This window comes from Paenibacillus maysiensis, assembly GCF_000520815.1.
In the GTDB taxonomy this organism is placed as follows: Bacteria; Bacillota; Bacilli; order Paenibacillales; family Paenibacillaceae; genus Paenibacillus; species Paenibacillus maysiensis.
The window spans coordinates 1-15029 of the sequence record NZ_ASRY01000314.1 but is presented as its reverse complement, the minus strand read 5'-3'; the positions used below and the strand labels follow the sequence as shown (position 1 = coordinate 15029).

At 47.3% G+C, this 15029-nt stretch carries 15 protein-coding genes and 2 pseudogenes; 5 read left to right on the top strand and 12 right to left on the bottom strand.

The window, feature by feature from the left end:
* Both mutY and acpS read right to left on the bottom strand, forming a co-directional pair.
* A partial coding sequence (mutY, locus tag L696_RS0124850) for an A/G-specific adenine glycosylase (protein ID WP_025686032.1) occupies positions 1 to 694 on the bottom strand: 694 nt, incomplete at its 3' end.
* A 4-nt stretch (positions 695 to 698) separates the two neighbouring features.
* The gene (acpS, locus tag L696_RS0124845) at positions 699 to 1103 is read right to left on the bottom strand and encodes a holo-ACP synthase (RefSeq protein WP_025686031.1); all 405 of its coding nucleotides are present in this window, start codon (positions 1101 to 1103) and stop codon (positions 699 to 701) included.
* Positions 1104 to 1280: 177 nt separating this feature from the next.
* Here acpS and L696_RS0124840 point away from each other — a divergent pair, with 177 nt between their 5' ends.
* Positions 1281 to 2108, top strand: a complete 828-nt coding sequence (locus L696_RS0124840; protein ID WP_025686030.1) for an alpha/beta hydrolase family protein — start codon at positions 1281 to 1283, stop codon at positions 2106 to 2108.
* Between the two features lie 85 nt (positions 2109 to 2193).
* Here the strand turns inward: L696_RS0124840 and nadE are convergent, their stop codons facing one another.
* The 3 genes from nadE to L696_RS0124825 all read right to left on the bottom strand — a co-directional run bounded on the left by nadE (position 2194) and on the right by L696_RS0124825 (position 5422).
* Positions 2194 to 3003, bottom strand: a complete 810-nt coding sequence (gene nadE, locus L696_RS0124835; RefSeq protein ID WP_025686029.1) for an ammonia-dependent NAD(+) synthetase — start codon at positions 3001 to 3003, stop codon at positions 2194 to 2196.
* A 102-nt stretch (positions 3004 to 3105) separates the two neighbouring features.
* Positions 3106 to 3540, bottom strand: a complete 435-nt coding sequence (locus tag L696_RS0124830; protein ID WP_025686028.1) for a BrxA/BrxB family bacilliredoxin — start codon at positions 3538 to 3540, stop codon at positions 3106 to 3108.
* Positions 3541 to 3682: 142 nt separating this feature from the next.
* On the bottom strand, positions 3683 to 5422 hold the full coding sequence (locus L696_RS0124825) for a two-component system sensor histidine kinase NtrB (RefSeq protein WP_025686027.1): 1740 nt from the start codon (positions 5420 to 5422) through the stop codon (positions 3683 to 3685).
* A gap of 300 nt (positions 5423 to 5722) precedes the next feature.
* Between L696_RS0124825 and L696_RS0124820 the strand changes: the two genes are divergently transcribed.
* Positions 5723 to 6988, top strand: coding sequence for a BaiN/RdsA family NAD(P)/FAD-dependent oxidoreductase (locus L696_RS0124820; protein WP_025686026.1), 1266 nt, complete (start codon positions 5723 to 5725; stop codon positions 6986 to 6988).
* A gap of 278 nt (positions 6989 to 7266) precedes the next feature.
* Here L696_RS0124820 and L696_RS0124810 read toward each other — a convergent pair whose 3' ends face one another.
* Positions 7267 to 8937 carry a ribonuclease J gene (locus L696_RS0124810; RefSeq protein ID WP_025686025.1) on the bottom strand — a complete coding sequence of 557 codons (1671 nt, stop codon included), beginning with the start codon at positions 8935 to 8937 and terminating at the stop codon, positions 7267 to 7269.
* Between the two features lie 131 nt (positions 8938 to 9068).
* Positions 9069 to 9260 (bottom strand): hypothetical protein, encoded by a 192-nt coding sequence (locus L696_RS29930; RefSeq protein WP_280740295.1) that lies wholly within the window; start codon positions 9258 to 9260, stop codon positions 9069 to 9071.
* Positions 9261 to 9358: 98 nt separating this feature from the next.
* Here L696_RS29930 and L696_RS0124805 point away from each other — a divergent pair, with 98 nt between their 5' ends.
* Entirely contained in the window at positions 9359 to 9991 is a 633-nt protein-coding gene (locus L696_RS0124805) for a LysE family transporter (protein WP_025686024.1), read from the top strand.
* Positions 9992 to 10010: 19 nt separating this feature from the next.
* Here L696_RS0124805 and L696_RS0124800 read toward each other — a convergent pair whose 3' ends face one another.
* From L696_RS0124800 to L696_RS0124785, 4 genes and pseudogenes are all read right to left on the bottom strand, one after another.
* The gene (locus tag L696_RS0124800) at positions 10011 to 11351 is read right to left on the bottom strand and encodes an amino acid permease (protein WP_025686023.1); all 1341 of its coding nucleotides are present in this window, start codon (positions 11349 to 11351) and stop codon (positions 10011 to 10013) included.
* A 236-nt stretch (positions 11352 to 11587) separates the two neighbouring features.
* Positions 11588 to 11830 (bottom strand): annotated as a pseudogene (locus tag L696_RS0124795) (spore coat protein).
* Positions 11831 to 11847: 17 nt separating this feature from the next.
* The gene (locus L696_RS0124790; RefSeq protein WP_025686022.1) at positions 11848 to 12033 is read right to left on the bottom strand and encodes a hypothetical protein; all 186 of its coding nucleotides are present in this window, start codon (positions 12031 to 12033) and stop codon (positions 11848 to 11850) included.
* A gap of 196 nt (positions 12034 to 12229) precedes the next feature.
* Positions 12230 to 12670, bottom strand: a complete 441-nt coding sequence (locus L696_RS0124785; protein ID WP_025686021.1) for a hypothetical protein — start codon at positions 12668 to 12670, stop codon at positions 12230 to 12232.
* Positions 12671 to 12947: 277 nt separating this feature from the next.
* Between L696_RS0124785 and L696_RS0124780 the strand changes: the two genes are divergently transcribed.
* The gene (locus tag L696_RS0124780; RefSeq protein ID WP_025686020.1) at positions 12948 to 13412 is read left to right on the top strand and encodes a MarR family winged helix-turn-helix transcriptional regulator; all 465 of its coding nucleotides are present in this window, start codon (positions 12948 to 12950) and stop codon (positions 13410 to 13412) included.
* A 159-nt stretch (positions 13413 to 13571) separates the two neighbouring features.
* On the opposite strand, the pseudogene L696_RS0124775 reads toward L696_RS0124780, so the two are convergent.
* Positions 13572 to 14584 (bottom strand): annotated as a pseudogene (locus tag L696_RS0124775) (group II intron maturase-specific domain-containing protein).
* Between the two features lie 225 nt (positions 14585 to 14809).
* Here L696_RS0124775 and L696_RS31585 point away from each other — a divergent pair.
* On the top strand, positions 14810 to 15029 hold a 220-nt coding region (locus tag L696_RS31585; RefSeq protein ID WP_483414262.1), incomplete at its 3' end, for a hypothetical protein.

The window sequence follows — 15029 nt, the reverse complement described above, 5'->3', positions numbered from 1 at the left end:
GCTTCGCCTTGGTCTTGACCGGCAGCGTCTCCTCGCGGCCTGCCAATCGGCCCGAGCAATGCTCCATGACCGGGCAGGTCAGGCACTGGGGCGACTTCGGCGTGCAGACCAGCGCACCCAGCTCCATCAACGCCTGATTGAAGTCGGAGGCTCTCCCTTCGGGGATCAGCTCCCGCACCAGACTTTCCATATGTGCTCGCGTGCTGCCCTTCATGATATCCTCTTCAATCAGGAAATAGCGCGACAGCACCCTCATCACATTCCCATCCACAGCAGGCTCCGGTCGATTGAAGGCAATGCTCATAATCGCTCCCGTCGTATATGGGCCTACGCCTTTCAGAGCGGCGACAGCCTGCGTATCATCCGGCACTTCCCCGCCGTGAAGCTCAACCACTTGTTTCGCTGCCGTTTGCAAATTCCGGGCCCGTGAATAATAACCTAGCCCTTCCCATAGCTTCAGCACATCCTCCTCGGGCGCTTCCGCCAGCGCCTCAATCGTCGGAAAGCGTGCAATAAAGCGGTTAAAATACGGAATCACCGTATCAACACGCGTCTGCTGGAGCATAATTTCTGAAATCCAGATGTAAAAAGGATTCCGATGGCGGCGCCACGGCAAATCCCGCTTGCTTCGTGTATACCAATTCAGCAGCTCGAAGCTGAAATAACGTTTTTGTTCCAATGTATGGGTAGTCATCACATCACGTCTCCTTATATTCAACAATTACAAAAGCAGAGGCAATGTTAGGTTGATGTGTAATACTCAAGTGAATGCTGTAATCCGAGCCCCCCGTACCCGGCAGCCCCAGTCTATCCCACGCAGGGGCAGATAAATAAACCGCTGGCTTGCCCCCAGGCTCCGGTAAAATATCCATATCGCCGAACCCGATCATCTGCCCGATTCCGCAGCCAAAGGCTTTCGTTATCGCTTCCTTCGCGGCAAAGCGCCCTGCTACAAACTCCACCAGCCTGCCCTTTCGCTCCACAGCAAGGTCGCGTTCCGCCGGGGTCAAGACCCGGTTTAAAAAAGCATCTGCATGCTTGCCTGCCAATATGTCAGCCATCCGGCTTATTTCCAGCACATCATGTCCAATTCCGTAGATCATTAGGTATTCCCCGTCCTTTTATACTTTACTGCACCTATTGTAACAGCGTGTCCACAACATGGCGAGTCACAAAGCCTTAAAAGCAGCACCAAAATATGTTAAAATAAGAGAGGCTATATGCAAATGTTGATTTAGCTTATATGCCCATTTAAAATCCCCGTAGAAAGGAAGGATAGGATGTCAGAATCACTCGTTATTGAAGCAGGTACGGAAGCAGGAACAGATGCGGTAATCCGGGCTTCCTGGTTTCCCGCCAAAAATACAGCCAAAAGCTTGCTCGTCATCGCTCATGGCTATAAGGGCTTCAAGGATTGGGGCATGTTCCCCTATATAGCGGAAGCATTGTGCGTGGACAACCATGTCGTAACCTTCAACTTTTCACATAATGGCATAGGTGAGGATCTGACGAATTTTACCGAGCTGGAAAAGTTCGCTCGGAACACCTACAGCCGGGAACAAGAGGACTTGGACGTATTGCTGACAAATCTGCGAGCACGCCACGAGTTCAGAGAGCTGCCGTTGTTTCTGTTAGGACACAGTCGAGGTGCGGGAAGCTGCTTCATATACGGTCTGGATCATCCTGGCGAGATATCCGGCGTCATTTCATGGAATGGCGTAACTGACCTGGACCTGTTCACCTTGCCACAAAAAGAAGAAATGCGGACCAAGGGACGCAGCTACGTGCAAAACGCCAGAACCGGACAGCAGCTTCCGCTGGACCTTGTTATTTTGGAAGATATGGAACAGAATCGCCAGCGCTTTGCCATCGTGGACAGGCTTAAAGACAGCCAACTGCCTGCCGTACTCATTCAGGGTACCGATGATTCCAAACGCCTGCGTGAAGGCTCTGCCCTGCTTACCTCGGTTCGTCCTGATATTGAATGGGTGCAAATTCAAGGGGGCAATCATACTTTTAATACCGTTCATCCGTTCAAGGGAAGCAGTCTTCCACTGGATCAGGCGATTACCGAAACCCGCCGCTTTATTGAATGGATCACTAATTAAGCTACAACCTGTCTCCAAAATAAACGGCGATCCGCCGGGCGGATCGCCGCATTATTTATTTTACAATTCCATAATTGTTCGTTGTTTAAATGCCTGGAATGCTTGTCCGCTTATGCGCTGTGCGTGTGAAGAAGCTTTCCAGCTTTTCACGTGCCGCCGGGTCAATATCCTTGCCTTCCAGATAGTCGCTGTTCGCTTCGTAAGAGATACCCAGTTCTTTTTCATCCGTCTGGCCTTCCCACAATCCCGCTGTAGGCGCTTTGTCCAAAATGGCCTGCGGAACTCCCAGGTAGCTCGCCAGCAGACGCACCTGACGTTTGTTCAGCGTGCTGAGCGGCGTAATGTCGACCGCACCATCACCCCATTTGGTATAAAAGCCTGTGATGGCTTCCGAGGCATGATCCGTCCCCACAACGAGCAGATTCAGCTCATTGGCGAGCGCATACTGAACCACCATACGTGTTCTGGCCTTCACATTCCCTATCACCTGCGGAGTCATGGAACGCTCAAGACCAATATCCTTTAACGAACGCTCTACTTCCACAGCAATCGTATCCACCGCTTCCTGAATGTTCGTTTCCCCGGCAAATTTCAGGTTGAACGCTTTGGCTACTGCGTAGCTGTGCTCGATATCTTCCTGTTTGCCATACGGCTGGAATACTCCAAGCGTTTTGTACTCTTCGCCTTGCTCCTGCGTCAGCTCATCCGTAGCCTGCTTGCACAAGGCAGCCGCTACGGCACTGTCGATCCCGCCGCTGATGGCGATCAGCAGACCCTTGCTCCCCGTTTTCGTAACATACGTCTTGAGGAAATCCACACGCTTGCGGACCTCAGCCTCTACGTTAATGGTAGGTTGTACTCCCAATTCAGCAATAATCTGTTCCTGCAAACTCATCAGATAAGCACCTCTTTTTTAGGAATTTCCTTCACAAGCCAACATGCAAAAGCCCCGGCAAGTTTCGCAAGCGAAAAATGCGGGGGCATAGCTTGAGCAGTTTTACCGGCAAAAACGGTCAAATGCACTGGTCAAATCAGCAGCGATTTGATCTGCCGAACGGTCCTCCACCTGATGACGCTCGATGAAGTGAACCAGTTCGCCGTCCTTCAACAGCGCGATCGAAGGAGAAGATGGCGGATACGGTGCGAAAAATTCGCGTGCCTTCGCCGTTGCTTCCTTATCCTGACCAGCAAAAACCGTGTACAGGTGATCCGGTGTAATATCATGCTTCAGCGCTTCGGCTACACCCGGACGGCATTGACCTGCGGCACAACCGCATACCGAGTTCACAACGACCAGCACTGTACCTTTGGCATCAGGCAGCTTGGCCTCCACATCTTCCAGAGTACGCAACTCCTGAATTCCGAGACTTGTCAGTTCATCGCGCATCGGCTGAACAGAATCTCTCATATATTGATCAAAAGACATCGACATATTCGTTCACTCCTTTTCGAAAAATCATGTATAGTACGTTGCTTAATTTCATCCTCTGCCGTATTAAAGACATGGACATCTAATCTTTATTATACAATCTTTTTCATGTAATTTGCAAAAATCCGGATATATATTTGTACAATTATTTCTGTATGGAATTTATGGAAGGTGATTCAGAATGATCCCTGTAAGCTGGAATGGTTCTGCGCAATCGAACTCTAAACTGCGTTCCCATTCCTTCCACCGAATCGACGGCAATGGTGCCGTGGTGACGCTCCACAATATTTTGGCATAAGGCCAGGCCCAGACCTGTGCCTTTCGTTTTGGTCGTGTAAAAAGGCTGGAACAGCTTTTCAAGCTGATTTTGCGGAATGCCTGGACCCGTATCCTTCACTTCCAACTCCACAAAATCCCCCTCTTCATGAGTCGAAATCGTCAGCACGCCTTTATCCCCCATAGCCTCCATCGCATTACGCGACAGATTAAGCAGCAATTGCTTCATTTCCTTAGGGTTCAAATGTAGCATGGTGATATGCTCCTCCAGCTTCAGCTCAATCGTCTGCCCTCTCAGGTTGGCATCTGCCCACAATAGAGGAGTGAGTTCACGAATAATGTCATGAAGATGGCATTGCTCCTTCTCAACAATTCGGTTCTGGGCAAGTGACAGGAAATCGTTAATAATTCCGTTCGCCCGATCCAGCTCCTCCATCACAATGCGATAGTAATGTCCGAGGGATTCGGGACTCTTTTCGCGGATGAGCTGTAAAAAACCGCGCACAACCGCCATCGGATTGCGTATTTCATGAGTAATGCCCGCTGCCATCTGTCCGACCAGACTAAGCCTCTCGAAATTACCCAGCTCGCTGCGCAGCGTCTCCAGCTCTGTAATGTCCTGCAAGGCGATAATGACACCAGTCGTTTTACTTACATGTTTATCACGAATGGGAAGGAAGCTTGAGAAAAACACTTTGGGAGGCACATTTATAAAATCAGCACCTGCCTCTCCTTCAAGAGCCCTCGCAACCCGCTCATTGACCACGGGTGCAGTGCCTAAACCAAACAGCGATGTCAAAGGACGACCCACCACCTCAGGCAGCGTAATAAACGGATCGACGTCCCGATAGAGTTCCAGCATCGCTTTGTTCATATGTATAACCCGTTCTTCGCTGTCCAGAGTGACCAGGGCTAACGGCATCAGCTCCATAACTTGACGCAGCTTATCGGCTTCAATTAAATATTTGCTCGTAAACTCAGTCACATCCCGCCGTAACGCTATCTTTTCAAAGGCATTTTGCATCAGACTGACGACCATAAAGCTTGCCAGTACACCTGCTGCAATATTCCACAGCGTCGTAAGTTGATCAGGAATGTATACCCAGTTATCCTGTTTGCCCCACAATAGCGGGAATAACGCCTTAAGCAGCATATCAGCCGCAACATAGGCAGAGATCAGAAGTTTTTTGTCCAATAATGTTCCTTTTTGAAAGAACTTGACGTGCAGCAGCATAAAAGGAAAAAGAATATAACTCGTACCCACATACATTGGCGACATTGCCGTAGACTCGGCTATAATCAAAACACTGACCAGCGCAGAAGCGGCAAGAACAAGTGCAGTGCGCCGTCTGCCGTACATGATGCCAACAGCGAGGGGGATAATTCCCAGGTTGGAAGGAAGGCCAAAAGAAGACTGATATTGAAAGAGTGAACATAGCAATATGGCCGGCACGCAACACAAGTAAAGGATCCCTTGATTAGATCCGGGAAGCAGATTGCTACCCCAAACCTTTTTCTTATCCCCACAATCCGTTAATATAGAGAAAAAACCCGCCGACATCACGGCAAGGAGAACTTGAAGCACACTTTCCTTCAACGCAATTAACAAGGACTTCTCCCCCTCATCATCTTTCCTTGACGCTGTTAGTTGAATTAAAGCACAGGCTACAATATATTACAATATATGTGTTAAAATCCCGGTATAGAACGACAAAATCTGCGAAACACCAGATAGATATGAAGATGACGGCTTTACGTACTTTCTGGAAATCGAGATGATGACTTTCTATATCTTTATACAAAAATACCGCGATAATGTGTATCTAAGATAACGGTATTACGATATGAAGAAAATCCTGTTACTCCATTTTGGGTTTTCGAAAAATTTTCTACAAAAAGGAAGAGGTTCATGACATACGACGTTATTGTGATCGGAGGCGGCTCAGCCGGATTAATGGCCGCTGCGGCAGCCAGCGGTGAGGGCGCCAAGGTGCTTTTACTGGAAAAAGGAAATAAACTCGGACGAAAGCTGGGTATTTCCGGTGGGGGGCGCTGCAACGTCACGAATGCAAAAGAGCTGGACGAGCTGATCCGGCACATCCCCGGCAATGGGCGTTTTCTGCACAGTGCGCTTGCGGCCTTTGGCAACCGGGACATCATTGCCTTTTTTGAACAACTGGGAATAGCCTTAAAGGAAGAAGACAATGGGCGTATGTTTCCCGTGACGGATAAGGCCAAAACGGTTGTCGATGCTTTGGTAAACAAGGTTCGTTCTCAAGGAGTGGACATTCGGACAGGAAGTCCCGTACAGGAGGTTCTTTACAAAGAAGGCCACACTGCCGGGGTAAGACTGCGTTCCGGTGAAACCCTTCGCAGCCGCAACGTTATTGTCGCAGTCGGCGGCAAATCTGTTCCGCATACAGGCTCGGAAGGTGACGGCTACGCATGGGCCGAGCAAGCAGGACATACGATTACCGAGTTGTATCCAACAGAGGTTCCATTAACGTCAGGTGACACGTTTATCCAGACGAAGGAGCTACAAGGTCTATCCTTGCGCGACATCAGCCTGACCGTGTGGAATGCGAAGCAAAAGAAGGTAATCACCCACGAAGGGGACATGATTTTTACACACTTTGGCCTGTCGGGTCCCTCCGCCTTGCGATGCAGTCAGTTTGTCGTGAAAGGGATGAAAAAGGACAAGACCAGCACGGTACTGCTGACTCTGGATTTGCAGCCTCATAAGCATGCTGATGAAGTCTACCGCGAAACACTGGAGCTGGCGGCAGCCGATGCCAAAAAAGCGATTAAAAACGTGCTCAAGCCTTATTTGCCGGAACGCCTGATTCCACTGCTGCTCCAGCAAACCGAGCTGCGTGAGGATTTGACGTACGATCATATTCCGAAGCAGCAATGGCAGGAGTTAGCCCATCGAATCAAGGCATTTCCGATCCGCGTGAACGGTACGCTCTCTCTGAAGGAGGCGTTCGTTACTGGAGGCGGTGTGAATTTGAAGGAAATCAATCCGAAAACAATGGAGTCCAAGCTGATGCCGGGATTGTTTTTTTGCGGCGAGATTTTGGATATTCACGGGTATACGGGCGGCTATAATATTACGGCGGCGTTTACCACGGGGCATACGGCGGGAACACAGGCGGCTTTAAACGAAATGCTTTAGGAGTGTGGAGACGCTACGCGTAGGCTTTGATCTTACGATCGCTGTTGCCACGGGATTCTTTTTGATTATATAAAACATTTAAGGGTAAGAATCCCGTGGCAAAGGCGAACGCTGTCGCTTCTCCAGATTCAAATCCTCCGCTTCGCTGCATATCGCCACTGCATTCTCGTTTCTTTGGGGAGGTAGGAAAGGGAAATGAAAAAGACTTAAATCAGTTAAATGACTGATTTAAGTCTTTTTTGATTAATAGCGTAACGACCAAAATCCATGCCATTTTCTTAAACCTCAATAATGATAGGTAAAATCATGGGTCTTCTCTTCGTCTGGCTGTAAATAAACCGGCCAACATCATCTTTTAACATCTGCTTAATCAGACCCCACTGACTCATTTCGATTTCTGTTAACTCGTTCACTGTGGACATGATCGTGTCGTGGATCTGATTCATGAGCTCCTCGGAATCCTTAACATATACAAAGCCCCTTGATATAACCTCTGGCGTTGCGAGCATTTGCTTCTCGTTCTTACTCAACGTCATCACAATAATCAGCATTCCGTCTGAAGAAAGCTTTTTACGATCTCGCAGTACAATATTACCTACGTCACCGGTTACCAGCCCGTCTACCAGACTATTGCCGGATGGTACTTTGGGTCCCAGGGATGCCCTTCCCTCTTCGATTTGAATAGTGTCACCGTTATGGACGATAAATACATTCTCCATCGGAATCCCCACAGACTCTGCTAGCTGACGATGCTGATACAGCATTCTGAATTCACCATGTATGGGAATCAAATACTGGGGTTTCATCAGGGTCATCATTAATTTTAACTCTTCCTGACTGCCATGACCGGATACGTGCATCCCTGTGGCGCTGCCCGATCCATAAATAACCTGTGCACCCAGTACATACAAATTGTCAATCACCTGGGAAAGATTCCGCTCATTCCCGGGTATAGCTCCCGCGGCTATGATTACAGTATCACCGGGCAAAATTTCAATTTTGGGATGCAAGGAATTGGCTAGACGGGACAGTGCGGCCATTGGCTCGCCCTGACTTCCTGTACATAAAACTGCGATTTCCTCTGCGGGAAACCGCTCTGTTTCTCCCGGCTCAATCAACAAGTCCTCAGGCATGTGCAAGAAGCCCAGCTCCTTAGCCACCGATACCACATTTACCATGCTGCGTCCGAGTAAAACCAGTTTTCGGCCTGTTTCTACTGCTGCTTCAATGACTTGCTGGACACGGTTCACATTGGAAGCAAACGTGGAGATAAATACCTGCTGCTTTGCTCTGGCGAATGCATCCAGAATATGCCCGCCAACCAAACGTTCTGAAGGAGTAAATCCCGGTCTTTCCGCGTTTGTACTTTCGGAGAGAAGCACTTTGACCCCTTTCTTTCCGATTTCCGCCATTCGATGAAGATCCGGAAAAGGTCCACTGACGGGAGACATATCGAATTTGAAATCCCCGGTATGAACCACATTTCCTTCCGGTGTCTGAAAAAAGATGCCCAGGCAATCAGGGATGCTGTGGACGGTGGTGAAAAAGGATGCCTGGATCGTGCCTATATCGATGGTTGAATTCGCATCTATAAGATGAAGCTCGGCATCACGTAAAAGGTTATGCTCCTTTAGCTTAATCTTAATCAATTCGATGGTGAGCTTTGTCCCAAATATGGGAATATTGATCTGCTTCAGCAGATAAGGAATACCTCCGATGTGATCCTCATGCCCATGGGTCACAATGAGCGCTCTGACTTTATCCTGATTTTCCAGCAGATAGGTGACATCCGGTACAATGAGATCAATCCCAGGCAAATTTTCATCAGGAAACTTAGAACCACAATCGATTACGACAATATCCTGATCGCATTGGATGAAATACATGTTTTTCCCGATTTCATTCACACCGCCTAGAGCAGCAATGAGTAATCTATTATCAGCAAGCATCAAGTTTATTTCCTCCTTAGGAAAATGCTATCCATATTATTCATTTTCCCCGCAAACTTATGCACCATACAGGGAAAGAAGTGAACAAAAAAACCTTGTCTCTAAAAAGATAGGGGCTCTCACTTGATTTATTAGATACCCACCGCAGCCGAAATAGCAGCAACTAACCACAGGATGGGGAATAGCTTGAAGATTACCTTCAGCCACTGTCCAAAGCTGATCCGGGCAATGGCCAATCCCGCCAGCAGAACTCCACCTATCGGTGAAATGAGATTGGTTAACCCGTTTCCGAATGGGTACGCTGTGACTACTACTCCTACAATATACGCACAAAAAAATGGTCTTACAAATGGGTTTGTCCGAATAAACTAAAATAGACAAAAACATAACATCCAATAAATACTTAAGGGGGAAAAACAGCATTAATACAATTATCGGATATGTTTTTCTTGGTCTGTCACTTTCGGCCCCCATCGGACCGATCAATGCCGCACAGTTGGATCGAGGTATTAAGAATGGTTTTTGGCACGCCTGGTTTATCGGGCTTGGTGCAATAACCGCAGATATAATTTATATGCTGCTAGTCTATTTGGGAATGATCCACCTTCTTAATGCCCCGTTTGTCAAAGCTTTTTTATGGATGTTTGGTTTTTTCGTACTTGTGTATACAGGTATTGAAAGCATTAAAAATGCAGGTGTGATTTCAGAATCCGAATTAAGGGGAAGTGGTAATACATTAACTAACTCATTTGTGTCGGGCTTCCTAATGTCATTATTTAATCCTCTTTCCATCCTTTTCTGGCTTGGCATTTACGGATCAATACTGGCAAACGTCGCTAATACATATCCAGTACAACAGCTATTGATCTATAGCGGAGCCATTATATTAGGCGTACTGCTCTGGGATGTGACCATGGCTGCAGCTTCAAGTATTTTCCGTAGTTTTCTAAAAGCTGGTATACTTAAGGCCATCTCATGGCTATCCGGATTATCTCTTATTGGTTTTGGCTTTTATTTTGGTGTACAGGCATTGCAATTACTATTTTTCCACTAATACCTCGGCTTTGACATGATTACTTGGAAGCGTTCGTATGCTTTCGACGAACCCGTTGTACAATGAAGTCACATACCGCAATCAACAAGACAAGCAGTAAGCTGATATAAAAACCTGGGCGGCTAAGTTTATGAAAAAAAGATCCGACCACGGCAATAGCTATCAACAGTAATCCGATCCAGCGCTTAGCGTTACTTGATTTGCTCGACTCCAGTAACTTGCCTGAAGATAGCAAAATAAAGCACCAGTTATACAACAGCATTAAACCCGCTGCAGTTGTGATATATTCATATACTTTTCCCGGCAACAGCAACGACAACACGATTGCTGCGATTAATCCAATGGAGATCAAACTAAGTGCATAAAGAGGATATTTGTTCTTCCACTTCCGTGAAAACAGTGTGGGCGCATCTCCTTCCTGTGCAAGGGTAATCATCATAGAAGTCTCTGCGTATAGAGATGCTGTCATCGTTGAGAACCCTGCAATAATAAGCACTCCGTTAAATAAATGAGGCATAAAGGCCAGATGGTCGCTGCTGAGCGCAAGCACAAAAGGACTTTCCTTCGGATTAAAGGCACTTAATGGTACCATAGACACAGCCAGCCCAATAGAAAGCACATACACCGCAGCCAGCGTAATCAGCATCACTTTTCCAGCTTTGGGTGCTTCCTCTGGATTTTGAAGTCGGTTAGACATAATTCCGAGCACTTCAATACCTCCGTATGCATAAAAGGCAAAAATAAAAGATGACCATAATCCCATGCCACCGGTTGGGAAAAAGTCTTTGTAACTGATGGGGAACTTCGGATTATATTTTCCTCCTCCAATCCAGCCTGCCAAAAGAGCAACCGCTAAGACCAGAAACATAACAATAGCCGCTATCTTAATGATGGCCAGTACATTTTCAACACGATCAAAACCCTTATTGCCAAAAAAAACAATCACAAGCCCTAAGATCCCAAAGCCTGCCGCAAATATCCACATCGGTACCCCAGGGAACCAAAAGCGTGAAAATATAGACAGTGCGGTTAGTTGGCTCCCATTAATAAGCAGCTCCGAGAACCAATATACCCAACCACTGCCGAAGCCTGCCCAATTTCCAAATGCTTTTTGGGCATAGGAACGGAAAGAACCCTGCTCTGGATGATCTGCTGTCATACGTGAAAGGGCATCAAACACGACATACGTTCCAACCGCTGCCAAAAAGTATGTAATCAGCACAGCTGGGCCACCAATGGAAATCGCTAAGCCGGACCCGAGGAAATATCCTGTTCCAATAGTACCTGCAACCCCTAACAAGCTAAGCTGCCACCATTTTAATTTTTGATCTTTTTGCATACGATCTGAAGACTTACCCATAAAGAGAATCACCCTATTCCTGAATTTGAGATCGAGTTCTCCGTTTTAAGATTGCCGATTTCACCATACTTCATGTAGAGCATGACTTTCTTTATCAATAAAGAAGCACCAGCAAACCCGCTCAAGGTTTACTGGTGCTTTTTAATGCCTAAAACTATCCAAGGACCCATTTGAGAATAAGTCGTTTTGGGTAAAGAAAGGGCCTTGTCTGCATTTTTAATATCCATTTGTATTTGCTACTCCGGATTATAAGCGTTATAATAACCATTGTTCTTCATGTAATTAAAGATTTGTTCATGAAGATTAACAGCTTTGCTCAATTAGTCACAAAGAACGTTTCGAACTTCCGAGCTGGTTGACTCTGTCAGCGCTAGAGCATAGTTCTTAATTCCACTTTTAGCCGCAATTAACAAATCAGAAGCAATCACCTGATCCGTCATTCCGTTCATTCCGGTCATGTTTTCAATAATAGAATTCACGTTAATCCTCCTTTAAATTACACCAGCAGATTTTTAAGCTGTTGAATATCTTGTGTGCCGCCATTGACATCCTGCTGCAAAATATTTTTTAAGTTTGTGTCTGATACCAAAGGAATCATGGTTTGACTTTTTGTGAGGCAAGTCGTTTTAAACGTAAGCAGCTCATGTAATTCTAATTTTTCGTGAACTCCTAATTTTTGCAAGGTCGAGACCTCCTTTCTGAAAATTGTTATTCCCTGCTGTCGCCGCTATTTACGCATGACCTAAGCAACACCTAACATTTCACAGAACGCGAGCTCATCCCAAAAAAATGCTATGAGTAAAGCTCCTTCAAGACCACGATATCAATGGTTTTGAAGGAGCTTTTTATTCCAAAATGAGCGGCACTGTAATGGGAAGTCAGATATGGATGCTGCCGGAAAAGCCATCCACTTCATCCTCCGGTTGTTGATCAGAGCTCACGTTATGCTCCTTGATCGTATTGCCATATGTTTGGGAGGAACCATTCTTATATGCTTCACTCCAATCTTCGTTGATGATGTGAGCGGGAATAATCCAATCATCTGGACTATAGCCCGGATTTTGTGCGCCGTCACTTCTCTGCAGACCCGTAATTGCGCCCGAGTTGGAGTTGGAAGTGAGATTCCCTGTCTCAATCATGGCTCCTTCATAGGCTTGGCAAATCTCCAGTGCAGACAGTATGTCCTGGTTTTCAATATGAACACTCAAACCCGTATCACCGTTCGTGCTGGCCGAATATCCGACTTCTTTTAATGTTTCACAGGCTTGGATAGCCTGCTGCGGATCACGAAATTGAAAATGGAAGGAACCTGTATCCATGTGCCTCATCTCCTCTGTGGTACCTTATTTGGTAATTTAGGTTCATGCTATTTTTAATATATCCAACCGGGAACATTTTTTTACATTCAAAACCTTTATTTTTCAAAAATTTACTTTAAAGCTTTGAAATTAAATAGTTAAAAAAGCAGCTACTGTGACAAAACGCATGTTTTCCCTACGTAAATCCCTTTATGCTAGTAACAAGGGTATGGTTGCCCGGTCATCCGAGCCGAGCGGTCAAAGGATGCCCAAATCCATACATAAAGGCGGAATGAAGATGATAGATTACCGAACACTGGTGACACAGCAATCCATGCATTTGTATAGCGTGTTTGGCAAGTCATTCAAAAGTGTAAATGAACATGCGGTTGCCGGCATCAAAACGGTGGGCTTTAACCCAACGGCCTTCGCCGTGATGGAAGTTCTATATCACAAGGGCGCGCAGCCGATCCAGCAAATTGGAGCAAAGCTGCTACTGCAAAGCGGAAATGTCACCTATGTTATTGACAAGCTGGAAAACCGTGGTTATTTGCACCGTCACCCGTGCGACCAGGATCGTCGGATTATATATGCAGAATTAACAGACGAGGGACAACGCATCATGGACGAAATTTACCCTGATTACACCCGTCAGATTGAACGCGCCTTTAGCGGAATCAGCGAAACCGAAAGAGATCAACTCATCGGCTTGCTCAAAAAATTGGGCCGCAGCGCTGATAATCTATCACCATATCACAAATAGAATGAATAGTAATTCAGAAAATTATCAGCTGTGCTGAACCGAACAAACCTATAGCTAGCTGAAGATAAATTAGATTTTAATCGAGTAGGAGGGGGGCGGCCAGCCCCCGTCCTCTCACACCACCGTACATGCGGGTCCGCATACGGCGGTTCCAAAAGGTTAACAAATTTCCAGATAACGAGAAAGTAAACTTTTCAGCCCCTTCGCTTCCCAGTAGGAAGTTGGAAGGGCATTATTCGTATTCCGGGACATTTCCCATGCGCCTCTGCGCGAGTTGGCCATCTTGAAGCAAACCCACTCGGGGACGCCGAGCGCCCGCAGTTCACGGATGCGTGTTCGCACCCGTTTCCACTGGCTTCCATAGGCACATTCGCAGTCGTCTCCGAATCCACTGGTCTAATCTCTGAAGGTGCGTCTTTGCCGATGCCAGATGAAAATATCCGATCGAACCCATCATATAGCGGTTGACTCTCTGTATTCGCTCCTCCATCGAAATCGACCATCACTCCGGTGCTTAGATAGGCACGAATGAGTTTCAGGACTCGCTTGTCCGTCACTTTTCGTGCGACCCTCGCCATGAGCATATCGTGATTCACCCCGTCAAAGAATTTTTCAAGGTCTATATCCACGACCCATCTTAGGCCGATTTGGATATGACGTTGCGCTTGCTTCACCGCGTCGTGTGCTCGTTTTCCCGGTCTGAAGCCGTAGCTGTATCCGCAGAAATAAGGATCGAAGATCGGGTTCATCACTTGCAGAAGCGCTTGCTGGAGAAATCGGTCCATTACGGTCGGGATGCCCAGCAGCCTCACGCCGCCTCCGGGTTTGGGGATTTCCACTCGTTTGACAGGCATAGGTCTGTAGGTTCCTTCGAGGAGTTTGGACTTCACCGTTTCCCAGTGTGTTTTCAGGTAAGCTTGTAGCTCGGATACGGTTACACCATCCACACCAGGGGCTCCTCCGTTCTGGACGACTCGCTTATACCCGAGTCGAAGGTTCTCTCCTTCGAGCATTCGCTCCAGCAGGTCGCTCTGGTCTTCGCGAGAGGAAGGGGCGATTTGTGCCGACGAAGAACTCGGCGCTCCGGCATACTCTTCCAGCTTCACCGTATCCCTTTGCCGCGAGCTCCCTTTCGGGATATTCTGCTGTCGTTGCTCTTCGTGCGAACGCATCGGTTTCCTCTCTCCTTTCGGTTCGGCCCTTCCGCTTTCCGGCGTCCCGTACTCACGTACTATGGCCTCTGCTGACTCCTGCGGATTCAACAGAGCCTTTCGACTCTGGTTACGAAGTTACTTCGCGTATTCCGCAGGCCTCTCCAGATAAGATCGTCATCTTTCTGCCCGCAGCCACTGGAGTTTACAAAGGTAGCCCTTGGCGACTTTGGATTTCGTTATGTGTTGGCAACTCATCCAGCTAACCACTCCTCAGATCCAGTTCGTGTACCTTGGCTCGTGCATTTGCCTCCAGCTTCCTTCAGATTCCACCTCGCGATGGACACCCTTGCTCCTTGGCTAACGGTAGGCGTTCGCCAGCCCCCGTTCGGGACTTTCACCCTAGAGATGACGCCCATGCTGGGCGTACTACAAAAAAAGGACCACAATCTCAAGGAGATCATGG